Raw genomic sequence first — 22723 nt, forward strand, 5'->3', positions numbered from 1 at the left:
TCGAACTCGGAAGGATCCATCATGTTGCTGGAAACCATCGAACTACCGACCGATGAGCACTATGCACGTAACCTCATCGACGGAAGGTGGGTGTTTCCGGCCGCGCCTTACGAGTACGAGATCCGGAACCCCTCCGACAGCACGGTCACCGCGGTTGTTCCCCTCTCGTCTCGATTCGACGTCGATCGGGCCATCTCAGCCGCCGGTGACGCACTGTCGGGGCCCTGGTCCGAGCTACACACCCGCGACCAGCTGTTGGCGCTGTTGCTGCACCGGCTCGCGGAGGCGGCACCTGAACTGGCACGCCTGCAGTCGGTCGAGACAGGTCTCGGATACGACGATTCCCTCGCCGGTATCGAATCGACATTGAGGATCGCGCGCGCGGTCCTCACCCGGGAGGTCCTGCACCCACGGCCCACACCCGCAGGAGTCTCCGGGCACGTATTGTCCTGGGGGGCACCGTTCTCGGAGATGCTGCTGAATGTCTTCCCGGCACTGGCAGCCGGAAACACCGTGGTGGTCAAGCCGTCGCTGCGCGGTCCCTTGTCACCGGTGGCGGTCGCGTTCATCGCAGATCAGCTGGGATTTCCCGCCGGCGTTCTCAATATCGTGCAGGGCACCGGAGTGGATGTGGGCGCCGCACTCATCAGTAGCACCGCGCTCCAGGCACTCCACGTGCGGGCGAACGAGTCCACCGTGAGCCGCGCAAGCCGGGCGGGACGTCGGACACAGGTGCCCCTGCGAACCCTGACCGGCGGCGGCAACGCCGCGATCATCTACCCCGGACTCGGGGAAGACAAGTTCGCACCGATGGCCTCCGAGATTGCCGACGGCGTTCGGGTCCACAACGCCGGCGGACCATTGGGTCTGCACACAGTCGCCGTGCACCGCGACGTCGCCAAGAAGGCCATCGCCGCGATTCTCGGCCAGCTGACCCTCTTCAAGAATCGTGCCGCTCCCCTCCCCACCGAGCCCATCCGGCGGCGGGCCTTCGACCGGATCGACCAGTTGGACGCCGACGGCGGACGGGTACTGCTGGGGGGAACGATTCCTGATGACATCAGGCATCGAATGGGGTGGCGGTTGCCCACCACGGTCGTCGACCTCGGCGACGCGACGTCGAAGGCCGCGGCAAAGGCACTGGCTCACTCACGTGAACCACTGGGACCCGTGCTCACCGTCGTCCAGTGGAACACCCTCACCGACCTCGACAGGGTATTCGACGCTCGACGCCATTGCGACGGCTACGCATCGATCTGGGGGGACGACTCATCCGACGAGCGCACCCGGTTCGGGGTCGCCGCCCGCGAACAGGGACCGCAGAGCGCCATGTACAGCGGCCTGGTACCGGCCGCGTGGACAGGGGAGTCGGCCCATCGCACAACCGGCGAGATGGCGTCATGAGCGGGCCGCCGGTGCTCAGCGATCCGCAGGCCCGGTCCGGGCTTCGGCTGGACTTCGTGTTCGTCACCGATCCCCTCGCCGGACTGGCACCCGCGCACGACACCACCATCGCGTTGATGGAGGAAGCGCAGTTGGCCGGCCATCGCGTGCTGACCACGACCGTCGGTGACCTCGGCATCGACCGAGGGCGCGCATTCGCCCGTTGCCGGGAGGTGTCGCTACGCCCAGCGGTCTTGAGCGAGAACAAGTGGATCGCCGACACCGATTGGTACACCAGCGGCGCACCCCGCCGACTCCCGCTCGACGAGGCAGCGGCGATCTTCATGCGGACCGACCCTCCGGTCGACGGCAACTATCTGCGCGCCACCTTCATCCTCGACCTGGTCGATCCCACCAAGACGCTGCTGATCAATTCCCCTGCCGGGCTCCGCGACGCGAACGAGAAGTTATTCGCCCTGCGGATGCCCGAGCTGGGTCCCCCCACCCTCGTCTCCGCAGACAGAGATGAGATCATCGCAGCTGTACGTTCTTGGGGCACAGCAGTTCTCAAACCCACCGACGGCATGGCCGGTCGGGGCATCATGCTCCTGCGACCGCACGACCCGAACCTGCACTCCATTCTCGACACCGCCACCATCCGTGGTGACCAGCACGTGGTCGTCCAACAGTTCATACCGGAGGCTGCGACGGCGGGCGACCGTCGCGTGATCGTTCTCGACGGAAAGCCGATCGGGTCCGTCCGCCGCATCGTCGACACCGGCGGCGCCGGCGATGAATTCCGGTGCAACATGGCCACCGGTGCGCGCGTCGTGCGCGACACCGTGACCGCCCATGACCGTCAAATCTGCACCACCCTCGGACCCGAGCTCGTCAGGCGCGGACTCGTGTTCGTCGGAATCGACATCATCGGAGACAGGCTCACCGAAGTGAACGTAACCAGCCCGACAGGAATCCGCGAGATCGATGCGCTCAGCGGTACGCGCCTGGCAGCCGACACGATCGAATGGGCGGTTGCCCGGTGCACGAACATGACGGAGATGCGATGAGCACGGCGGTCCCACCGAAACAGCGCGAGCAGATCGTCGTCATCGGCGCCGACGCCGCGGGTATGAGCGCGGCCCATCAGGCGCTGCGCAGCGCGAAATCTGCGGGACGCGACATCGACGTGATTGCACTCGAGAAAACGTCCGACACCTCGTATTCTGCCTGCGGCATCCCGTACCTGGTGTCCGGGACGGTCGGCACGACCGACGAATTGAGCGCTCGCACGCCCGAGAAGCATCGGGCGACGGGAGTGGACCTCCGGATGAACGTCACCGCAACGAAGATCGACCTGAACACTCGCACGGTCGCCTACGCCCACAACGCCGGGGGTGAGGAGTTCGTCCGATTCGACAAGCTCGTCCTCGCCACCGGTGCCCATCCGATCATCCCGGAGTGGGCGGTGACCGACGGGGGTGAACTGGTGGGAGGCGTCCACCCGGTCAAGGATCTCGATCATGCCCGGCACTGGCTCGATCTCGTCTCTCGCCGGTCACGCGGTGAATTAGCCGTCCGCCGCCGCGCGGTGGTGGTCGGCGGCGGGTACATCGGCGTCGAAATGGCGGAAGCGATGGTGCAACGCGGGTTCAGCACCACACTCCTGACGCGCAGTGCTGTGATGAGCAACCTCGACAGCGATATGAGTGAAAGGGTGTGCGAGACCGTCCGAGCCGGCGGAGTCGACGTCGTCACGAACACCACGGTCGCCGATATCGACATCGACAGCGTCGACGGCCACGTTCGGTCGCTCACCGGCAGCAACGGGCAGGTCTACCCCACCGACGTCGTAGTCCTCGGACTCGGTGTGCGCCCGTCCACCGAACTCGGCGTGGCCGCCGGGTTGCCTATCGGTGAACGCGGCGGCTACTTACCCAACGAACGGCAAGAGGTCGCCGAGGGCGTATGGGCGGCCGGGGATTGCTGCGAGGTCATCGATCGAATCCGGAGGAAGTACGTCCTTGCACCCCTGGGCACCCACGCGAACAAGCAGGGTCGTATCTGCGGGTACAACACGGTTGGCGGATCGCACGAGTTTCCAGGTGTCCTGGGCACCGCCATCACCCGGTTCGTCTCCGCCGGCACGCATGTGGAGGTTGCTCGTACAGGCCTCGGCACTCGGGAGGCGGCCGAGGCTGGGTACGACGTGGAGTCTCTGGTCACCCTCGGCGGCACGGCGAGTGGGTATATGCCTGAGCGATCACCGATCGCCACCAAGATCATCGCCGACCGTCGTACGCGCCGGTTGCTCGGTGTGCAGATCGTGGGCGGGGCGCAGTCAGCCAAGAGGATCGACACTGCCGCCGCAGTGCTGTGGGGCGAGATGAGCGTCGACGATCTTGCCGCGATGGATCTCTCGTATGCCCCACCATTCGCCACGGTGTGGGAGGCGATTCAGCTCGCCGCCCGCCGATTGTCGGATCGGATGTGACCGCGCCGAACCAGCACCGCTTCGGGACGGAAGGCGCAGTTGCGGACAGTGTGACCGAGCCGACGCCAACGGAGGACCTCGTCGCCGAACTGAACTGTTGGACGGGTGGGATCGGGGCTCGGCAGGCGCGGTCAGGCGTGACCGTCTATCGGTTCGACGAGCCGGGTCCGTATTCGTGGGAGCCGGCCCAAGGCGTCACCTTCGGTCTCGTCGCCCAGGGGCGACTGTCCGTGGACATCGATCGCATTACTCACGATTGCGGCCCACTCGAGGGAATCGTCTTCACGGACCGCTCGTGTCCCGCGATCGAAGTAGACGCAGCCTCCGCCGACCATCCTTTCCTTGCGATGTTTCTTCATATCGACGCGGCGATCATTCGCCGCATCTCGACGGATGTCCTGGTCAGCGATGCCGCGGCCGTGCCGATCACCCGGCGCGGTCGTGCGGGTCGCAACCAGTGCAGCGGCACCTTCCGTGTCGATGCACGACTACTCCACACGGTTCTCCGGTTCCTGCGCGCCCTCGATGGCGAGTTGGACGAGCGAGTGCTCGCACCGATCTGTTTGCAGGAGATCGTGTATCGCCTTCTGCAGATCGTCAGCTGCCAGGATCCGCTCGAAGTTGCCTCACGCGAGTCCGACATCGATCCTACGCGGGCGGCGATCGAATACATCAGGTCTCACCTCACTGAATCGATGAGTGTGAGTGACATCGCGCGGGAGGTCCAGATGAGCGAGTCGGCGTTTGCGCACACCTTCCGTGCCACGATCGGCGTGAGCCCCTACCAGTTCCTCAAATCCGAGCGGCTGGCCGCTGCTCGACGCATGCTCATCACCGAATCCGGCATCAGTGTCAGCGAAGTTGCACGCGCCGTCGGCTATTCGAGCGCCTCCCACTTCATTACCGAGTTCAAGCGCCGGTACGCGGTCACACCCCGCGAATATGCGAACGGGAAGTGTTTCGGCGCTGCGCTGGAGGCCGTCGACCGTCACGACCCCACCCACGCGCGAACGCCAGAAGTGGTGCACTCCCCTGCAGGCAAGTGATACGCGAACGCCCGGTGTGTGACATCGGACCGTCGATGTCACACCGCTACTCATCTCAGACGACGCACACTGTGCGGCACTGAATCCCGGCAGTCTTCCGAACGGAACGGGTTGCTGCGGAGCTGCACACGCTCGCTGCACGATCTATCTACCAGAGCCTCCGGTGGTTCGGTCGAGCTGAACGTCCGTCGTCGTCCTCCGTCACCTGCGACCGTGGGGGCCTTCGCATGAAATCCTGCCGAGGCCGGAGGCGGTTGTCCCCGACTCTGCCGACACCCTGGAACTCTCTTCCCTTCGGGGCGCATGCGGCAGGATCGTGATCAACTACCGATTGCTCGGCGGCGGCCACTGTGCGCACGTCGGAGCCCGTTGCACCGCAACGTCAACTCGATCGCTCCTGGTCCCAGCACGAGTCGTCTGGATCGTCGTCTTCGCACAGCGGCCAGCCACCGAATGAGGCGCCGCTCAGAGTGAGAATCGCGGTGAAGAACTTCTCCAAGAAGAACAAGGAAGTCTGCTTTCTGTCTCGATTGAGACCATCTGTGTGCCTCTTGGCACGATCGCCACTGCACGCGTACCGCGGGGATTCCCGTGGGTCCCTACGGTTGCGGACATACGGCTACGCCGCATGGTTCGCGGGCGCCAGGACCGGCACGAGAACGGAGTGAACACCCGTGACACCGAGCATCTGCCGGATCGGGCCGCCCTGGCAGAGCTGGGAGGACAGCACACGTTCGCGGCACCGCACGGGATCGGCCGTCCTCGGATCGATCGGAATCCCGATCAGTATTTCCGCGGACGTCGCGCTGCGGCTCGCGTCTATCAGCAAGGACTCCTCGTCGACTGCCCGGATGGGCACGTCGCGTCGTCCTCGTACCGAGCCAATGGCCACTACGACGTAGTCGATCCCACCCTGAGTGAAGGTGATCAATCGGCAGTGGCGACCGGACACCACGAGCCTGACGTCGAGGCCGCGTTGCGGTAGATCGTCGGCCATATCACTTTGCGCCCGCGGCAGTCCCGTCGCCGACGACGCTCGAGAACACGAACCGATGACGGTTCGCCGTGAGGTCCAGCTGAAAAATTCGTCCGTCGCGTCCATTGGTCGCGCCTCTTCTGTACGTCCGATCGCCTCGTCGGGGTTGCACCCGATCCCAACTTGTGTTGTGGATCACATAATCATAGGGGTGAAAAGATGGCTAGTCAATTATTCACCGGATACTCTTTCTTAGTCGTGAAAGGTTTTCTCGAGGAGGTTACCCCACCCGGACGGCCGGCGCCGCCAGGGATCCGGGCCCGCTCAGTCGACAGTCATGAGGTGCGTACAGATGAAACGAGAATCAGATCTGGTTCCGACAGGCATCGGCCGTGACGAGCCACGATCATGCCGACTATGGGATCTCATCCTCTATTCGGTGATCGTGATCGCAATAGCGGTAGGAGTTGCAGCGATGCTCACCAGCCGATGACCGAGTCGCACCGGAGCCAGCGCCGCAGCAAGTTCTGGATCCTGCGGTAGTTCCGGAACACGGTTGTCACGGCTCGGCGACACCGTCGGCCCAGCCGAAGGCCGGCAGATTCCACGATGACCCAGCTCACTGCCTCGCAGCCACCTTGCAAAGGAAATCCAATGACCACCGACCACCACTTCGAGCACCCCACAGAGCAGCTGACCCGCGAGATCACCGACGAGGAACGGGCGGAGTTCGCTGCCAACGGAGTTATCCGCCTCGAAGCCGTGATCCCTCCCGCGTGGATCGACTACCTCCGGAACGCCGTGGATCGGATGATGACGGACGTGCACAGTACGTCCCAGAACTACACCTCCGCAGGGCAACCCCGCTTCTTCTCCCAAGCGTTTCCGCGTTTCATCGACTCCGCGTTCGACAACTGGGCACGGCGAGGGCCGACCAAGCACATCGCCCGCCAGATGCATCCTTCGGCACAGTCGTTACGGTTCTTCTACGACCAGGTGTTCGCTCAGGAACCGGGATCGGGCCACGGTGCGCCCTTCCACCAGGACTATGCCTACCTCCCTATCGATGGCGATCAGTACTTCCGTATCTGGGTGCCGCTCGACACAGTCACCCTCGATAGCGGGGCGATCCACTATCTGAAGGGTTCACACCTGGGTCCGGTGTTCCGGCCCCGCAGTTTCAGCGGCAATCCTGACGTCGCTGCGGTCTATCGACGTTCCCCCTTCCCCGAACTACCCGATTTCGACGCCGACTACGACCGGTACCACTGGTTCATCGGCGAGGCCGAGCCGGGCGATGCGTTACTGCACCACCCGAAGACCGTCCACGGATCGCGCGCCAACCATTCCAGTCGACCTCGCCGTGCCGTCACCACGATCTTCGCCGGCGACCAGGTCGTCTGGGATCCGAGACCGGGTACCAGCTTCGACCACATTCCCGGTATCGGCAGGTTCTCCGTCCCGCCGATGACCCCCGGCACCCCGATCGGCGGCGACATGTTCCCCGTGGTGTGGCACGAAACCCCTGTTCACAACTGAGGAGACGACGCCGGCACCATCGGCCGTTCCCCGGGAAACACCGACACCCGCCTGCGGCGACCCCCCGTCGGCTCGCCCGTACTAGTGTCGTGTCAGTTGCCGATGACCGGCAGGATCAGTGCGATCCGCAGTTTCTGGTCGATCGTCTGCCCGAGGGCGAGTGATTGGTCCAGCAAGGGAGCCAGTGCTCGAACTTTCGCATCCGCGTCGGCGAGGGTGTGCGCGATCTGTTCGGCGGGGACGGCGGCGGCGTTGGCTTGATCGGTTGCAGACGCGCCCGCGTCGATGATGCCGCCGAGGGGGGCGTCCGCGGACTGCAGAGCGTCACCAAGAGCCTGCAGTTGTGTGCCGAGTTCCCCGAGGGTGTGGTCTGCTCGGGTGAGGGAGTCGAGCACCCCGACGACCTCGGGCAGCCCCTGGTTGATTGACTCGTTGGCTGGAGGCAATTCCTTCGCCCCGGCGAGCGCGTCATTGGTGGTGCTGTCAACGATTTTTGCCTGCGCGACACCATCTTTGAAGGTGTCGTTGGTGATGCTCAAGTCTCGTGTGACGATCAGAATGCCGCACAAGAGCGCGATGGTGAATGCCAGGGCAATCGCCCAGGAGAGCCGAAACATGGTGTATTTTCTGCCTTTCACTCGTTTCCTGGTCACTGCCTGACCCGTCCCGAGTGTTATGGGGTGGGCGTGGTCGCGACGCCGAGAGGGGGGAGGTTCAGGGAATTGACCGGGGGCCCGACTACCGCGAGCAGCGGTCCGAGTTCCTGAATGTGCCGGGCTTCCTCCTCGACGTTCGCCAGGGTCGCGGCGATGGCGGTGGCCTTGGGCCCGAGCGCACCCAAGGTGCCTTCGATCGTGGTCAGTCCCTGATTGATGGCCTCCAGTTGCGCGGTGACCGAGCCGACGGCCGTCGATAGTCGCGCCACCGTTGGGCTCGCTTGATTGGCGCGGTCGGTCACGTTCGCGACGAGGTCGGGCGACGGTGTGGCGATCGTGCTGACTGTGCCAGTGGAGGCATTGAGTGACTTGGCCTGACCCGTCAGCTCTCCTGCCTTGTCGGTCAGGCCTTCCAGGTCATGTGCCAGCGGGCCCAACGCCTGGATATCGGCGGCCAGCCGGGCATGTTTCGGGACGAGTATCGAGGTCAGTGTGTCGAACTGGCCGGCGGAATCGATGACCTCGAGGCTCAGCTGCGACGGTCGTCCCAGTGGGTCGACCACATCCTCGAGTCCGGGAAGGAACCCGTTGGCGGCGCAGAGCAGCACTGCCGGCGCCAGCCCCAGACCGAGCACTACCCCCAGCCATGCCCTTTTGGTGATCATCAGTTCCCTCCGGGTGCAGGAATGAAGGCTCCCTGTTCGGGAACCAGCGTGAGTTTGTTCGTCGTCCGCGTCAGCTCCGCATTGAGTGCGTTCACGAGATCGATCGCGGTCGTGAGCTCGTCGTTCACCTCGCTCACGGTGGTGTTCGCGTCCGCCGAAATCTGATGCAGCGAAGCCGCCGAACCCTGCAGCGTGGTGGCGACGGTCTCGAGCTGGCCGGCGATCTGTGTGTCACCTCGGCCGGCGGCGAGCAACGCACGTGCGTCCGGTAGCAGCGCAGCCAAGTGATCGATGTCGGCGGCGGTTGCGGTGTCGAGCTGGGCCAACACTCCCGCCAGCTCATCGAGTTGTTTGTGTGCCGTCGCCGGGGCGGTGAGATCTGCCCGTTGGGCGAAGTATTCGTTGGTCAGCCGGAAGTTGTCCACAATTGTGCGCGCGCTGCCCTGCACGAGCTGACCCTTGTGGATGGCCGCGAACACCAGCCCGAACAGGACGACGGCCAGGACCGCGGCGAGGCGGCCCATCCATTCGGTTACTACGGCGAATCCAGTGGAACTGGGTGTCCCAGCATTCGGTATGTCCAGGCGGCGGGGCACTACACCCCTTCGGTAGGGCAGCGCCGATGCCGGAACATCGAATCGCTGAAGTCCGGCCAGGTCTCGGCGGGGGTATGCCTCTAGCGGTAGGTCGGTGCCCTGTTGCATGTCACGTCCAGTCGAGAGTAGGTACAAATCAGTTGGAGCAGAGAAGGTGGGTTCAGCCCGGGAGCGGAAGCATCTGGTTGATGGTCTGCGCGGCCGCGACCGAACCGTGCAGGTCGCTGACGAGGCCCTCGACGATGGCCAGCAATTGGCGTCCCTGGTCGCCGAACGCTTCCGCCGATGCCACCAGTGGGAGCACGGTGTTCTGGACCTCGCCGAGAATGCCCTGGATGTTGGTCAGTTGCTCGTTGGTCAGCTGCGCCCCGTCGGTGCTGCTGGCAAGCATCTGCGCTGCCGGGGTGATCGCTTCATCCAGTGCGGTCAGCAACGGTCCGAGCGCGATCGTGGCATCGAGAGCGGTCTGCGCGGTGTGAGTGAGCTCGGTGAGCTGCTGGAGCTGACCTGTCAGTCGGTCATTGACGTCGACGATGCCCTGGGAGGCTGTGATGCTCGTTTCGTTGGCGCGCTGCTGGTTGTCGAGTCGGGTGTTCAGGTTGAACACCACGAAGGCAAGCAGGCCGAGAACACCCACCGCGACGATCGACAGAACCATCCGCGAAGGCCCGCCACGACGTCCGAAGAAGATCAAGGTACTTTCCCTACTTTCCAGACAGGTCGTTGGCGGATTCTTCCGCCGACAGGCGGGTGCGGTGGACCTTCTCTGCCGTCGATCGTGCGTCGGTGAGAATGGCGTCCAAGGTGGCACGGTCGGCGGCGACGGCCGCGGTGGCGCCGTCGACGGGCGCTTGGAGTGAGCTGATGTGCGTCGTCAACGTGTCGAGTGAGGCAACGAGATCGGTCACGTTCGCGCCGGCGAGGTCGAGGGTCTTCTGCACGTCGCCGGTGATCTGCCCGGTGAGGGTGTTGAGTTCGGCGGTCACTGCCGCATCGGTGCTCAGGACACTCGCCAGCGATGCCTTCATCTTGTCGAGCGCGTCGAACGCGGCCAGCGTGACCTTCTCGTGCTCGACAATCTGATCCAGGGCCGGGTTGTAGTTGTCGGCGGACACCACCGCTTGGTCGAGACGGTATGGCGTAGCCGTCAGGTCGTAGATCCGGGGGTACAGGTACAACGCACCTATCGGAATCAGCGCGAGCACGAGTAGCACTCGCGCCACATTCGTTCCGGTCGAGGCTCGTTGCGGTGGATCGGCGAACCCGTCCGGTGGGATCTGACCGAAACCGATCGGCGTGGCGGCCTCCGTAACGAGGGTGTGCCGGCTCCGCCCCGAAATGGCCGTCATGACTCGACGACCGAAACCAGTGCAATGGTGCGCAATGCCGTCAGTGTGTGCGTGAGAAGACCCTTCACGACGAGCTTGTGGGTGAGAATTCCACCCAGCACCGTCATTCCGCGGGTGGTGAAGAAGCCCACCGGGATCAGCCCGCCCGCCTTCATCGACAACTGCGAAACATCGAGAATCTGATCCACACTGGCCTTGATGGTGACGCTCGGCCGACCCACGATGTCGTTGTAGACAATTGCCTCGTCGGTGCCGAACACGATCGTGCAGGCGCTGTCGGTGTCGGTACTGTAGATCGACACCGGCCGAGGTATCTTTCGCGCGAACTTGACTCGGGAGGGATAGTTCTCGACGTTCTGCCCGAGCAGCATCCCGACGATACTCGCGACGCCGTTCGCGCCCTCTCCGTCGTACAGGGTGACCGGGTATGTGCTGGATTCAACGGTGGTCATCGATCATGGCCTTTCACAGCAGGGGTCGGCGATGTGTCATATCGGCCCTGCGCGGGACTTGCCTGGCGAGCACGCAAGTCCCACACGGGCCGTTGGTTCTTTGGTTACACGTCCCAGTCCGTGGGCACCTGTCCCCACGACAACAGGAAGTTGTTGAAAGCTCCGGCGTTCTCGATGGCCGCCGACATCGGGCCCTTGGCGAACTTGACCTTTCCGGCCAGCAGCAGTTTTCCGCCCTCGGCGTCGCCCACGGCCGCGCGCTGCCACGTTTCGAGTGTCCCGTTGATCTTCAACCACAGGTCGCTCTCGTCGAACTTACGGATGGTCCAGGAGACGATCTTGGCCTTCTCCCATTCGATATGGCAGGCCACATCGTCCTTACCGATGGTGCCGAATTCCATGCGGTTGGTGAACGAATCGGGGTCCTTGAAACCCTTGTACACCTCCGTGTTCGCGTTGACGGCTTCGAGCGCCCGTTCACACCATTCCTGCGAGAAAAACTTCAGCTTGTCGCTCATCGGTTCGACTCCCGTTCAGTTATGTGTCTCAAATAGACTGTGCAGATGCATATTTCACTGGATTGGAGACAGCGTCGGCATTTGGCGCACGGCACGCCACTACAGTTGCCGCGTGATACCGCTCACATCCGGAATTACCGTAGGCATTGATTTTTCACTCGTCAATTACTGATTTCTGTCGGCTTTTGCGACATGAAAGGTCCCTGCTGAGCGCCCCGACGGGCTCGCACCGGACTGCCCCGCGGGTCGGGAACCGTGCCATGAGCCTGATCGACGTCTCCGCGCGGTGACACGTGTGGCAGGATGCAGTCTGCGGCATGCCGAGCAGCTGATCGCTCACCAATTGTCGGTGGGATCCTGCTGATTCGTTTCGCATTCGCACGTGAATCACCACCGCGGGCCCGCGAACGCATCACCAGGTGTGTAATCCGACATAAGCACGCAGATGTAGTCGGCGACCAAGCCCGGACACAGCGCCCGGACGCGGAATCGGTTCGCGAAGACGCCGTGCATGACCGTCGACTCGGCGTGAAGAACGGGGAGTTGCCCCAAGGGGCGCTCCCGCACGTGGGGGGGGACCTGTGCTGGCCGACAAACGCACCACCCTCGCCCGAACACGCACCATCACCCTGATTATCGCGGCGACGGTCTGGCTCACGCTCAGTGCCGGCGCGATGATCTCCGCTGCCGAGGGCTCCGCCTCACTGGCCACCTACATGCGGTTCGCGGTCTCGATGATCTCCATCGCGGGCGACGAGTCGGGGGCGCCGGGCGTTCGCACTCAGTAACCGCCCATCGCTCCGACGTGATGGTCTCCAACGGTATCCGGTCGGCTCCCGGCCGCCTCGAGCCGATACCGGGCCATACACAACGTGGCGTCGAGGCTGTTGAAACCGACCTGTGCGTACAAACCCACGGCGTCGTCGTTCAACGAGGTCGACGGGTACCAGCCGGGGTGAGGGGCAACCCGTCCCGTCGCGCGGCGATACCGCACCGCCCAGCGGTTGGCGTCACCGAAGACGAACGCGTAGGGAACCGCGGCGAGGAAGCATTCACCGATCGCGGCGGACCCGATCGTGCTCGATCGACCCGACAGCACCCGCTCGAAACCGGCTGTTCGGGCCCAGACCTGCAGCCCCTCCCGTGTGTGCCGAAGACCCGTACCGGGCGCGAACACCCCCACAGAGCCGATGACGAACGCAGCGAATGGAACACCGACGATCGTCGGACCGACCACACCGAGGAACCCGAACACGGCCAGTACCATGCACAGGGATGCCATCGTCCGTCCGATCCACGTCCTGACCGAGATCGCGAGCAGACCGTCCTGCGCCGCCCACGCCCGGCACGCATCGGACATCACGCGCATGCCCTCCTTCACCGCATATCCCGACTTCACCGAGCCGTCGGCAACGAAAACCGCCCCCGGCGTATGGATTCCGAGGACATCGGCCAACGCCCGCGAGACCGGGTCGATCCGCGCCCATCGATCCGGTGTACCGATCCCCTCGATCCGCCAGCGCTCGTCCTCGACGAATACCAGCCGGACCACGGACCGCTCGGCCAGATGGAGCAGTGTCGCCGTCGGCGCGCTGTCACCGATCCACTTCCTCACCACATACTCGGTCTGTGCAGGCCCCAGACCAGGAAAGGGTCCATACCGCACCGGCACCTCGCCGAGTTCCTCACGGGCACTTCGCGACCACACAATACCCGCGCCCCACCCCACGACCGAAAGCCCCGCGGCGACCGCGGCGAGCACCCACGAGTCGCCGACGACAGCAGCAGGCCCACGCACAGTTGATGCCGGCCCCCACACCAACGGCCACAGCAGTCCTACAACTGCCACGCCACCGACAACGACGGCAACACCAGCACGCATTCTCGACGCACCCACCGCGCGATCGTGAGCCTCGGTGCGTTCCTCTCCGCCAGAAGCAGGCTCGCGTTCCTCTGCGCCAGAATCGGGTTCGTACTCATCGCCGTTGTCGTACATTCGCCCTACCTCGCTGCCGGGAACGTTGTGGATACCGCAATCCTCGACACATCCACATCCCACAACCAGACGACATTGGATTACCAACCGATCCCCCAGGTGCCCGGCACCTCACCCCCGCGGGGGACGACGTTCCCCGCGCACGGTGCATCCCGCCACCGCGACCGTCCCTGAAGAGCCCCCGCCGCGAGGCAGCAGCGCAGCATCGCAATCGGCCCGGACAACACCCGGCACGCCGAAGATGCCGGCCACAGGATCAACGGATGGGCGGACCACGTCTGCATCCCGCGCCCAGCCAAGGATGGTACCCGCAACTGGGGGCCGAACCGCCACATTCCACGTCTCGGCCGGTGCGCCATCCACACTGGACGGCGAGCACCGCGGCGCGACTCGACCACTCGACGAGTCAGCCTGAAGAAGCAGTCGAGCGCAGCCCGTCGACAATGAGGTCGGTGATACGGGCGGCTCTGACCGCATAACAACCAAGCGAGGAATCACGCGACGACGTCATGCACCTCACGGGATTTGACCGGCCGGCACCCGGTTACCGCTAGGGAACCCCGACGCTTCCGAATCCCGGAGCGACGGACAGTTGGAACCGATTGGGATCGACGGACGCAACAACATCCGCAAACGCGGCGACCGTACCGCTACCGGTAACCACCCGGACCGGGGTATACCGGCACCAATCCACCGCAGCGATCGGTCGGCTGAAACCCATTGGCGTCACGCCACGAAGCACAGTGGTACCGGCAGCGCCAGTGGACAGATTTCGCCAGTTCACCGCCAGGTCAATACAGTCCAGCGTGGTCATCACGGGCGACTGTTCAGCCGTGAACGTCACTACGCCAAGCGCCTGTATCGATGCCGACGGTGTCACCGACACTACCGGCGGCACAGCGCACACGAGCAGACTGAAGCATCCCGAGACAAACGTCGCAGGCACCGCAAACGCCGTAGTCACCGCTGACGGCGGCGGTTCCGCCCCCGCAACAGCAGCCGATCCGAACGGGAGCGAACAACCGGCCACAAATGCAATAGTCCATGCCACACACAATCGGCGAGTTCTCGTACAGCGCATCGTTGACACTCCCGCCTGGGATTTGGCCCCGACCTGCCGAGCTCCCAGAATACCCGTTCCTGCTCACTGTGTGGCACACCACTGATGTTGCTCCACCAACTCCCGGCCACCGGAATTTTCACCGGGCCGGTCAGCGGTGGTCACCTGCAGGACGGGGCAGAGTAAGTCGGTGCCGCTGAGACATCCGATGTTGCAAAGGGGATAACTGTCGCTGAGAATCCGAGCTGACATGTTCCCGCGGCCAGGACGGCGTGGTGGTAGGGGTGCGATCAGCGGGTGCCGGCGTGCACACCCGGGACCAGGCTCAGCACGCGGGCGAGGGCAGTAGCTACCGTCATCACGGTGGCCACCACCACGATGACGCACACGAACGTTGCAGGAGTCGGTGGAGTACCCGAACGCTGCCCCGCTGCCCACACCGGCGACGGTGGCTGCGATCGCACCGACCCGAGAGGCAGTGCGCACCCTTGCGCCAGTACCGCTCTGCGGGCGGAGAGCACCAACACCAAAGCCCATCTCACGGTGACGTGAACGCGGCGTGCAACAACACCAGGAACGGAGACAGCCCGACGAATGTCATCGCTGCAGGTCGACAAACCCCCGTGTTGTCGACCTGCAGCGGCGTCAGGAGCCGTTGATCACAAGGTCGGCGAGCCAGACCAGCCACGGTATGCCGCCTTCAATTGGCAATTCCCACATTGTTCCCTCCCGGTGTTTCGGTTCGCTGTGACCGTCACATTGTGCCCGACTCTCCGGAGCCAGACCAGGATCCCGTCCTCGTCGGTACCGCGCCGATGCCGCTGACACCTTCGGACAGCAGCTACCCTTGATACTCGGACCGGTCGTAGGCGCGCGGAGGCCGGTTACCCTCATCGTAGGAGGGTGAGCCTGGCGGTGCGGTGCCGAACTTACGCTTCGTGTTCCGATTTCAGTTCGGAATGGCAGGGTTCTCCTCCGATCCCAGGTTTCGCACCAGCCATCGCCCGTCGACGAAGCGCATGAGGACCGGGCACACGTACCGGGGATCGTTCGGCTGCCACAGGCCGCCCTCGAGCGTCGAGACATCGAGCACGTACAGCGCCTCGACTCCTGGGGCGACCATCCTTGCGGCTGAACTGATTCCCCACGTCGCCGGATCAGGAAGCATCGTGCGGAATGACCGCACATGCACGCGCTCGAAATGCACCCACAGCGGATGATCCGGCGTCGGTCCCGCGAGGGCCGCCGCGACCGCGTGACCATCCCACCCGTCAACGGTCATCTGATAGTGGTTGTCCTGCACCCACTTCTGCGCGAGCACCACCCGGAACTCGGGATCCACATTCGGCCATACCGACCACAGATCCCCGTCCACGCACACCGGTGTCAGGAACGCCCACACCGCACTCACCAACTCCGCATGCCCGAGGAACCGCACCCGTTCGACCGGATCCATCGCACGAAGCTGCCGGTACGTCTGCCGCACCTCGGGCGGCAAGGAGTCGATCTGCTCGTCGGTCAGCTCCGGAAGGGACGACGCCGCCGGTGCCGCACCGGCGGCAGGATCTTCGTCCGGTGCGACAAGCTCTGCCCGGAGGGCGTCGACGAACCGCGGGGTCAGCGGCTCGAGTGACTCGAGCATCTCCCCCACCGTGCGCGGCGGGAGTGTATTGCGGGCGACCAATACGTGTATGCACTCGAACACCGCTTCCGGGTCCAGATCGAGTTGATCGCAGAGGAATTCGTCGGGGTCGATTGCCTCGATGTCGAACGGGTCGAGGGCCGCTGGAGGGAAGTCTTTCAGGTTGGCGGTCACGATCAGTGCTGCACCTGACCGTACGGCCGCAGCCAGGACGTGCCGGTCCTTCGGATCGTTGGCCATCGCGGGGATCAGTTCCCGGTATCCGCGTGACTCCTCCTCCGCGAGGGGAAATACCCTGCGCATCTGCTGCACTCGCCGCGCTGCCTGTTCCGGCGACTTACCGAACCGCTCGCCGGACAGGTTGCGCTCGACCTCCTCGAGCAGATCCGGCGTCCACACCGGCCGGAACAACTCGGCATCGGCGAGGGTGAGCAGCAGATTGGTCAGGGTCCGGGGAAGCAGGACGCACGCATCGAGAACCACCCGAAAGGCAGCCATGTTCGGATCAGCGGGTCGACACGAAGCTGTCCGCGGCGGCGGGGTCCGGGATTTCTTCGTGCGCCATCTCCTCGAACACCTGGCCGCGGCGCCCGCGTTCACGTTGCTGGAATTCGAGCACGTCCGCCAACTCCACCCGCCGATGCCGGCCCGGTGAGGTGTACGGGATCTTCCCCGCCTCCAGCAATCGCACGAGGGTCGGCCGCGTTATGCCCAGCAGTTCCGCGGCCTCCTGCGTCGTCAGCACGGTGCGATGCGGCTCCACCGTCACCGCCTGCCCCCGATCCAATGCTGTGACCGCGTCGACGAGCAACCCCCGAACACTGTCCGGCAACGGCACCGAACCGTCCGGGGTCGAGATCGACACATCCTCATGACCAGCGAGAACAGCCTTCAGCGCGGCGAGAAGATCCCGATCGTCGGCGCCCGGCGGCAACACCGTGTGGTTCATCAGAGCACCCATACCCCACCATAAAACGAAAAAAACGAACACGCAATGTCAATCCGCCGATCTGAGGCTCGCTTCCGCCCATCTGGTGCATGCCCACCTTCCTCGGTGCCGCTCGTACCCAGGAACCGGATCGACCCGTCCGTCGACTCGGGCTGGTTGTAGAACACGAAATCCTCATCCGAGCGAACCTTGCCGCCGGAGTCCAGCAGCAAAGCCGAAGCGTCGACCTCGACCTCCGACTCGGTCCACCCGAGCACCACATCGACCTGCTCCACCGCAACCACGGTGCTCGACGGCGTTCAGGGTCTGGCCTTCGGCCAGCTGCATCGATTCGTCGATCACACTCGTGCTACCGGGATTGATCCCGACACGCCAGTCGCTGTCGAGTCCGAAGACAACCGCGGGAACGAGGTCGGGCACGCACACCCTGTCGGTTGCCCATGCTCGCCGCGGTCGAGGTCATCGTTCTCATCTGCGTCTGGAAGCGGCCCCGTGGCTTCCATGACGGCGTCTATTCGCCGTCGGACCAGCTGACGTGCTGGGTCAAACTCTCGATACGCCAGCCATCCGATGTGCGGGTGGAGATCGCGGTGTCCCAGGGACAGAAGGCCCGCAGCCCACGAATGTGCGGAGTGTCTATCGAGACCGCGGGGCCCGATCCTGTCGGTGCGATCCTCTGACATGGCCGACAGCGCCGGCAGCCACCCACGGAGCCACTACCGCGACGGCCTTGATCGCACCGGACCGTCCGACCAGGCGGGCGCCGCAGATCCCCACCAGGAGGTCACCGGTGTCACTGGCGAGCCCGGCCGACGCCCAGCGGCGGAATTCGTCGGGCCTGCCCCGCGTCCAGGCCAGAACCGCACCCCCACCGAGGACGAGGTCGCGAACCCCGACCGTCCGCATCAGCACGGCGTTCGTACCGTTGCCGGCGTCCTCGCGAGGCAACACGACGGTCGGCGCCGCGATGAGCAACACGCCGACGCCGATCCGGGCGGACGCCAGCAACAGCGAAACGTCGACGCGCGCAATCATGATGAGAACAGTATCGCCACGCGCAACCACGTGGCGCCGTCGAGGCACCTGCGCGGTAGCCACCGACCACCGTCGTGTCGAAGCCAGGTGCGGCCGATGCTTCCCGTCGAGTCATTGATGATGCACTCAGTGCGGTCCGGTTCGGCGCCGAACACTCATTCGCCGACTCGGGGCGGCGGATGTTGCCGGGTTTCCCGCCTCGGGGCCGTCGTCAGATCCCGACCGGAAAGCCCCGGTCTTGGACCGGACGACGTCACCGAACCAGCTCGTTTCACTACCGCGCTGTTCGATGATCTCGTGGACTCTTCTCCATGTCGAAGCTGCACCGGCGGGCAAGGACATCGAGCTTCGCGCGCCCACCGAACGAGGACTGCCGATCGGGCTATGCTCGAGGTTGTTCGGGAACACCCACGACCGCCCGATGACGGGCACCGAGGGGCGATGCAGGGGCCAACCATGGCCGTTGATCCACTGGCCACGAAACGTGACCTGACAACGCGGATAGCAGCGGAGCTCGCCGACGCCGGATTCGAAGCAATGCACGAAATCGGTCATGGCGGCTTCGGCGTCGTCTACCGCTGCAGACAGCCTTTCCTCGATCGGATGGTCGCGGTCAAGGTGCTCACCGCCGACCTGGAGACGGACAACCTCGAACGGTTTCTGCGCGAGCAACGTGCGATGGGCAAGCTGTCCGGACACCCGCACATCGTCAGCATCTTCGGCGTCGGCGCCACCGACTCCGGCCGACCGTACCTGGTGATGCAATACCACCCCCGTGGATCGCTCGACGCGCACATTCACCAGTCCGGCCCTGTCGACTGGCAGTCCGCAACGCACATCGGCGTCAAGGTCGCCGGCGCGCTCGAGACCGCGCACCGTTCCGGAATGCTGCACCGCGACGTGAAGCCAGGAAACATTCTGCTCACCGACTACGGCGAGCCGCAGCTGACCGACTTCGGCATTGCACGCATCGCCGGCGGATTCGAAACGACCACCGGCGCGGTGACCGGCTCGCCGGCTTTCACCGCGCCGGAGGTGCTGCAGGGTGACGCGCCGAACCCCGCCGCGGACGTCTACGGCCTCGGCGCCACCCTGTTCTGTGCCATCACCGGTCACGCAGTCTTCGAGCGTCGCAGCGGGGAGGAGGTGGTTGCGCAGTTCCTGCGAATCGCGCGGCACCCCGTCCCCGATCTTCGTGCCGAGGGCATCCCGGCGGATGTGTGCGAGGTGCTCGAGCACGCAATGTCTCGTGATCCTGCCACCCGGCCGCCGACCGCGGCCGACCTGGGCGAACTGCTCCGCGACCTGCAGGGCCACCACGGGTTGGCGGTCGACGAGATGCCGGTCCCGATCTCGGCGGGGCCCGGACCGTCGGTGCGGGGAACCGGACAGCACAGCGGCCCGCAGCAGGGTGTGCCGCGGCCTCGCCTCACCCCAACCTATGTACGGACCGCCGCGTGGCGGTCGTCCACGGCGGCGATCACTCCACCCGCCGCAGCGACCAGATTCAGCCCACCGGAGCGGGCTGGGCAGCTGGTACCGCGCCTACGCCTGCTGGACCAGTTGCGGGCCGGGCAGCGGCGGCGGCTCGTCGTGATCCACGCGCCGACCGGATTCGGCAAGAGTGCGCTGGCCGCCCAGTGGGCGGACGCCCTCGCCGCCGAGGGCGTTGCGGTCGCGTGGCTCACCGTCGATCACGACGACAACACCGTCGTCTGGTTCCTCGCGCACCTGATCGAGGCGATCCGGGTGGTGCGTCCCGGGTTGGCCCGCGAGCTCGGGGCGGCACTGGAGGAGCACGGCGACGATGCGGAACGCTACGTGCTCACGTCGCTGATCAACGAGATCCACAAGCGAGGCGAGCAGGTCGCCGTGGTCATCGACGATTGGAACAAGGTCAGCAGCGCCGACACCCGATCGGCGTTGGCGTTCCTGCTCGAAAACGGCTGCCACCATGCGCAAATCGTTGTCGCCAGCCGAACCCAGTCCGGTCTTCCTCTGAGCCGCATGCGGGTGCACGACGAGCTGGTCGAGATCGACTCCACTGCATTGCGATTCGACCAAGGCGAGTCGAGACGCTTCCTCGTCGACCTGGCGGGACTGGACCTTGATCGCGGCGACGTGGAGGATCTGACCGAATCGACCGGCGGGTGGGCGGCGGCACTTCAGCTGGCGTCGGTGTCGCTGCGTGACTGCGACGATCCCACCCTGCTGATCGCGCATCTGTCCGGCCGACACCATGCCATCGGTGAATTCCTGACCGAGAATGTGCTCGCCTCCCTCGATCCCGCAATGCTCGACTTCCTGCTGGCGACGTCGGTCACCGAGCGGATCTGCGGCGAACTGGCCTCCGCACTTTCCGGCGTATCGCGCGGTCAGGAAATGCTGGCCGAGGTCGAGGAGCGCGATCTATTTCTACGCCGCGTCGACGACGAGGGCCAATGGTTCGCCTACCAACCACTGTTCGCAGACTTCCTTCGGCAACGACTGCAGCGAGATCGACCGGAGAAGATTCAGGAGCTGCACCGCACCGCATGCGAATGGTTCGCCACGCATCGAATGCTCAGCGACGCGGTCGATCACGCACTGGCCGCCGACGATCAACGGCACGCCGTCGAACTGGTCGAGGACGGCGGCGTCTACCTGATCGACCACTCACAGGTGACCACACTGCTCGGGCTAGTGGGGAAACTCCCGCCGAGATTGGTTGTGGGGCGACCACGGTTGCAGCTGCTCCTCGCCTGGGCAGACATTCTGATGCACCGCACCGACGCCGCGCGGCAGGCGCTCGCTATGGTGGACGCAGCGCTCGCACACAGCGTGCTGGAAGGATCGGAAGTCGCCGAACTTCGGGTCGATGCCGCCGTGGTGGAGGCGGTGGTCGAGTCGCGCGCGGATCACACCGACCCGGTTGACAAGCTTGTCGCGGCCGCCCTGGCACAACCGGATGCATTGCCGCCGTGGGTTGTTTCGACCGCCGCGAACCTCGCGACGTTCACCGCGAGCACCCGCAGCGACTTCGCTGAGGCCCACCGCCTGCAGGAGTGGGCGCTGCCATATTACGAGCGCAACACCGGCCCCTACCTCCTCGTGCACGGGCAGTGCTGGTTGGGTCTCGCCGAGATGGAACAGCTCGAACTCGACGCCGCCGAGAATCGGGTGCGCAAGGCGGTCCGTACGGCCCGCCGAACCGCCGGTCGGCACTCGCTCGCGGCCCGGCTGACAGGGTCAGTACTCGGCGAATTATCCTACCACCGAGGCGAACTCGACGAGGCCGAGCGGCTGCTCGACGAGGGCTACACCCTCGGTGGCGAGCCAGGGCCGGTCGATTTCAAGCTCGCGCGCTATGCGCTCGGCGCCCGCATCAAGGTGCTGCGAGGCGACCCGGCCGAGGCGTCCATCCGGCTCAACGAGGGCATGCGGGTTGCCGAGGCCATGTCGCTGTCACGGCTGCGGGCTACGGTCGAAAACGAGCGAATTCGGTTGGGGCTCGATCTCGGGGCGGATCTGACAGGGCCGCCGCCGGTGCAGTATGCGCAGCGCCGACGGCCGGTCGCCGGCATCGATGCGATCATCGCGCAGATCGAGGAGGACACCGGGATCCGGCTGCTGCACGGGCACGATCCCGAGCTCGCCTGCCTCTGGGCCCAAGAATGGGTGGATCACCACGATGGCACCGAACGCAGGTATTCACTGCTGCTGGCCCAGCGGTTGTCGGTGGGGTGTCTGGCCGCGGCGGACCGCGTCGACGAGGCGAAGGCGCTGCTCGCCGAGATCGCCGCGCGCTGCGCCGCGCTGCGACTCGCGCGTTTCCTGCCAGACGGAGGTCCGCGCCTCGCCGCGCTGCTGGCGGCGTTACACGCCGATCAGCGCGAGGGGCACTGGCGGCCGGAATGGGCGGCGGTACCGGCGGCCTTCCTGCAGGCGGCAACGGCTGCCGCGGTGCCACACACGCTTTGAAGGTGGACGATGAGCAGCTGGCCCTACTGGTTTGAAATCGCCGTGATCTGCGGGATCACGGCCGTGGGCACCATCGTGTGGGGACACTGGGAGGAACACACCCCGACGTGGCGGCGGATCGGGAAGATCGCCGTGTTTTGCGGGCTGTCGGTCCTCCTTTCCGCCACGGCCGGGCGATTCTGGTTCTTCGTGCTGCTCGGAGTGCTGGTCGCGATCGTGCTGCTGATCCACGCCTGGTGGCTTCCGCGGAAAGGCATCAACGGTTGGACCGGCGAGCCCCGCGAGAAGTACTACGCTCTCCGCGGCTGGAAGTGGCCACCGGAGATATGATGAATTACTGGTCATAACTGAATTAGATTAAGGGCGTTCGCCCTTCGCGGCTGCGGCCCACGGGCAGTGGGAGGGTGCAC

Annotated in this window: 22 protein-coding genes and 1 pseudogene; 8 read left to right on the forward strand and 15 right to left on the reverse strand. The window is 65.0% G+C overall.

The genetic code is table 11. From position 1 onward, the window contains the following. The first annotated feature begins 21 nt into the window (after positions 1 to 21). The 4 genes from OYT95_RS00925 (at position 22) to OYT95_RS00940 (ending at position 4920) form a co-directional block, all read left to right on the forward strand. Complete coding sequence (locus tag OYT95_RS00925; RefSeq protein WP_268790641.1) at positions 22 to 1404, forward strand: aldehyde dehydrogenase family protein; 1383 nt, start codon at positions 22 to 24, stop codon at positions 1402 to 1404. Then, a complete protein-coding gene (gene gshB / locus OYT95_RS00930; protein ID WP_156046726.1) occupies positions 1401 to 2450 on the forward strand; it encodes a glutathione synthase in 1050 nt (349 codons plus the stop codon). The genes OYT95_RS00925 and gshB overlap by 4 nt, the downstream gene beginning before the upstream one ends. After that, positions 2447 to 3874, forward strand: a complete 1428-nt coding sequence (locus OYT95_RS00935; RefSeq protein WP_268790642.1) for an FAD-dependent oxidoreductase — start codon at positions 2447 to 2449, stop codon at positions 3872 to 3874. Before gshB ends, OYT95_RS00935 begins: the two co-directional genes overlap by 4 nt. Before the next feature lie 137 nt (positions 3875 to 4011). Then, positions 4012 to 4920, forward strand: coding sequence for a helix-turn-helix domain-containing protein (locus OYT95_RS00940; protein WP_268790643.1), 909 nt, complete (start codon positions 4012 to 4014; stop codon positions 4918 to 4920). Positions 4921 to 5539: 619 nt separating this feature from the next. Here OYT95_RS00940 and OYT95_RS00945 read toward each other — a convergent pair. Further along, on the reverse strand, positions 5540 to 5917 hold the full coding sequence (locus tag OYT95_RS00945; protein WP_268790644.1) for a hypothetical protein: 378 nt from the start codon (positions 5915 to 5917) through the stop codon (positions 5540 to 5542). Positions 5918 to 6550: 633 nt separating this feature from the next. On the opposite strand from OYT95_RS00945, the gene OYT95_RS00950 reads away from it, so the two are divergent. After that, positions 6551 to 7435, forward strand: coding sequence for a phytanoyl-CoA dioxygenase family protein (locus OYT95_RS00950; RefSeq protein WP_268790645.1), 885 nt, complete (start codon positions 6551 to 6553; stop codon positions 7433 to 7435). Between the two features lie 92 nt (positions 7436 to 7527). Here OYT95_RS00950 and OYT95_RS00955 read toward each other — a convergent pair whose 3' ends face one another. From OYT95_RS00955 to OYT95_RS00985, 7 genes are all read right to left on the reverse strand, one after another. Continuing rightward, on the reverse strand, positions 7528 to 8052 hold the full coding sequence (locus tag OYT95_RS00955; protein ID WP_037239225.1) for a hypothetical protein: 525 nt from the start codon (positions 8050 to 8052) through the stop codon (positions 7528 to 7530). Positions 8053 to 8108: 56 nt separating this feature from the next. Then, complete coding sequence (locus OYT95_RS00960; RefSeq protein WP_268790646.1) at positions 8109 to 8756, reverse strand: hypothetical protein; 648 nt, start codon at positions 8754 to 8756, stop codon at positions 8109 to 8111. Then, entirely contained in the window at positions 8756 to 9460 is a 705-nt protein-coding gene (locus OYT95_RS00965; protein WP_268790647.1) for a hypothetical protein, read from the reverse strand. Before OYT95_RS00965 ends, OYT95_RS00960 begins: the two co-directional genes overlap by 1 nt. A 52-nt stretch (positions 9461 to 9512) precedes the next feature. Next, positions 9513 to 10046 carry a hypothetical protein gene (locus tag OYT95_RS00970; RefSeq protein ID WP_037239232.1) on the reverse strand — a complete coding sequence of 178 codons (534 nt, stop codon included), beginning with the start codon at positions 10044 to 10046 and terminating at the stop codon, positions 9513 to 9515. A gap of 10 nt (positions 10047 to 10056) precedes the next feature. Continuing rightward, positions 10057 to 10701 (reverse strand): hypothetical protein, encoded by a 645-nt coding sequence (locus OYT95_RS00975; RefSeq protein WP_268790648.1) that lies wholly within the window; start codon positions 10699 to 10701, stop codon positions 10057 to 10059. Continuing rightward, a complete protein-coding gene (locus OYT95_RS00980) occupies positions 10698 to 11153 on the reverse strand; it encodes a hypothetical protein (protein ID WP_037239238.1) in 456 nt (151 codons plus the stop codon). The genes OYT95_RS00975 and OYT95_RS00980 overlap by 4 nt, the downstream gene beginning before the upstream one ends. Positions 11154 to 11257: 104 nt before the next feature. After that, positions 11258 to 11671 carry a hypothetical protein gene (locus OYT95_RS00985; RefSeq protein ID WP_037239240.1) on the reverse strand — a complete coding sequence of 138 codons (414 nt, stop codon included), beginning with the start codon at positions 11669 to 11671 and terminating at the stop codon, positions 11258 to 11260. 581 nt (positions 11672 to 12252) lie between these two features. On the opposite strand from OYT95_RS00985, the gene OYT95_RS00990 reads away from it, so the two are divergent. Beyond that, positions 12253 to 12459: a hypothetical protein gene (locus OYT95_RS00990; RefSeq protein WP_037239242.1), complete on the forward strand. Its 207-nt coding sequence runs from the start codon at positions 12253 to 12255 to the stop codon at positions 12457 to 12459. On the opposite strand, the gene OYT95_RS00995 is transcribed toward OYT95_RS00990, so the two are convergent. The 7 genes and pseudogenes from OYT95_RS00995 to OYT95_RS01025 form a co-directional block, all read right to left on the reverse strand. Further along, positions 12453 to 13520 carry a DUF2207 family protein gene (locus OYT95_RS00995; RefSeq protein ID WP_268790649.1) on the reverse strand — a complete coding sequence of 356 codons (1068 nt, stop codon included), beginning with the start codon at positions 13518 to 13520 and terminating at the stop codon, positions 12453 to 12455. The genes OYT95_RS00990 and OYT95_RS00995 overlap by 7 nt on opposite strands. After that, on the reverse strand, positions 13508 to 13651 hold the full coding sequence (locus OYT95_RS01000) for a hypothetical protein (RefSeq protein WP_268790650.1): 144 nt from the start codon (positions 13649 to 13651) through the stop codon (positions 13508 to 13510). Before OYT95_RS01000 ends, OYT95_RS00995 begins: the two co-directional genes overlap by 13 nt. Before the next feature lie 1366 nt (positions 13652 to 15017). Beyond that, complete coding sequence (locus OYT95_RS01005) at positions 15018 to 15191, reverse strand: hypothetical protein (protein ID WP_156046727.1); 174 nt, start codon at positions 15189 to 15191, stop codon at positions 15018 to 15020. 485 nt (positions 15192 to 15676) lie between these two features. Then, positions 15677 to 16867, reverse strand: coding sequence for a PIN domain-containing protein (locus OYT95_RS01010; protein WP_268790651.1), 1191 nt, complete (start codon positions 16865 to 16867; stop codon positions 15677 to 15679). A 7-nt stretch (positions 16868 to 16874) separates the two neighbouring features. Next, on the reverse strand, positions 16875 to 17330 hold the full coding sequence (locus OYT95_RS01015) for a helix-turn-helix domain-containing protein (RefSeq protein WP_442972539.1): 456 nt from the start codon (positions 17328 to 17330) through the stop codon (positions 16875 to 16877). 74 nt (positions 17331 to 17404) lie between these two features. Next, positions 17405 to 17602, reverse strand: a pseudogene (locus OYT95_RS01020) (TerD family protein); the annotation flags it as partial. 352 nt (positions 17603 to 17954) lie between these two features. Continuing rightward, positions 17955 to 18353: a hypothetical protein gene (locus OYT95_RS01025; RefSeq protein WP_037239253.1), complete on the reverse strand. Its 399-nt coding sequence runs from the start codon at positions 18351 to 18353 to the stop codon at positions 17955 to 17957. Positions 18354 to 18809: 456 nt separating this feature from the next. Between OYT95_RS01025 and OYT95_RS01030 the strand changes: the two genes are divergently transcribed. After that, positions 18810 to 22313, forward strand: coding sequence for a serine/threonine-protein kinase (locus OYT95_RS01030; RefSeq protein WP_268790653.1), 3504 nt, complete (start codon positions 18810 to 18812; stop codon positions 22311 to 22313). Between the two features lie 9 nt (positions 22314 to 22322). After that, positions 22323 to 22643 carry a hypothetical protein gene (locus OYT95_RS01035; RefSeq protein WP_268790654.1) on the forward strand — a complete coding sequence of 107 codons (321 nt, stop codon included), beginning with the start codon at positions 22323 to 22325 and terminating at the stop codon, positions 22641 to 22643. Positions 22644 to 22723: the final 80 nt, after the last annotated feature.

Origin of the sequence: Rhodococcus sp. JS3073 (assembly GCF_026810085.1) — a bacterium.
GTDB lineage: Bacteria > Actinomycetota > Actinomycetes > Mycobacteriales > Mycobacteriaceae > Rhodococcus_F > Rhodococcus_F wratislaviensis.

Coding starts and splice junctions, on each gene's coding strand:
- OYT95_RS00975 (WP_268790648.1), bottom strand. CDS start 10,701: ATGACGGCCATTTCGGGGCGGAGCCGGCACACCCTCGTTACGGAGGCC.
- OYT95_RS00950 (WP_268790645.1), top strand. CDS start 6,551: ATGACCACCGACCACCACTTCGAGCACCCCACAGAGCAGCTGACCCGC.
- OYT95_RS00960 (WP_268790646.1), bottom strand. CDS start 8,756: ATGATCACCAAAAGGGCATGGCTGGGGGTAGTGCTCGGTCTGGGGCTG.
- OYT95_RS00935 (WP_268790642.1), top strand. CDS start 2,447: ATGAGCACGGCGGTCCCACCGAAACAGCGCGAGCAGATCGTCGTCATC.
- gshB (WP_156046726.1), top strand. CDS start 1,401: ATGAGCGGGCCGCCGGTGCTCAGCGATCCGCAGGCCCGGTCCGGGCTT.
- OYT95_RS00955 (WP_037239225.1), bottom strand. CDS start 8,052: ATGTTTCGGCTCTCCTGGGCGATTGCCCTGGCATTCACCATCGCGCTC.
- OYT95_RS00925 (WP_268790641.1), top strand. CDS start 22: ATGTTGCTGGAAACCATCGAACTACCGACCGATGAGCACTATGCACGT.
- OYT95_RS01025 (WP_037239253.1), bottom strand. CDS start 18,353: ATGATTGCGCGCGTCGACGTTTCGCTGTTGCTGGCGTCCGCCCGGATC.
- OYT95_RS01010 (WP_268790651.1), bottom strand. CDS start 16,867: ATGGCTGCCTTTCGGGTGGTTCTCGATGCGTGCGTCCTGCTTCCCCGG.
- OYT95_RS00945 (WP_268790644.1), bottom strand. CDS start 5,917: ATGGCCGACGATCTACCGCAACGCGGCCTCGACGTCAGGCTCGTGGTG.
- OYT95_RS00985 (WP_037239240.1), bottom strand. CDS start 11,671: ATGAGCGACAAGCTGAAGTTTTTCTCGCAGGAATGGTGTGAACGGGCG.
- OYT95_RS01030 (WP_268790653.1), top strand. CDS start 18,810: ATGGCCGTTGATCCACTGGCCACGAAACGTGACCTGACAACGCGGATA.
- OYT95_RS00965 (WP_268790647.1), bottom strand. CDS start 9,460: ATGCAACAGGGCACCGACCTACCGCTAGAGGCATACCCCCGCCGAGAC.
- OYT95_RS00980 (WP_037239238.1), bottom strand. CDS start 11,153: ATGACCACCGTTGAATCCAGCACATACCCGGTCACCCTGTACGACGGA.
- OYT95_RS01035 (WP_268790654.1), top strand. CDS start 22,323: ATGAGCAGCTGGCCCTACTGGTTTGAAATCGCCGTGATCTGCGGGATC.
- OYT95_RS01000 (WP_268790650.1), bottom strand. CDS start 13,651: ATGAGTACGAACCCGATTCTGGCGCAGAGGAACGCGAGCCTGCTTCTG.
- OYT95_RS01015 (WP_442972539.1), bottom strand. CDS start 17,330: ATGGGTGCTCTGATGAACCACACGGTGTTGCCGCCGGGCGCCGACGAT.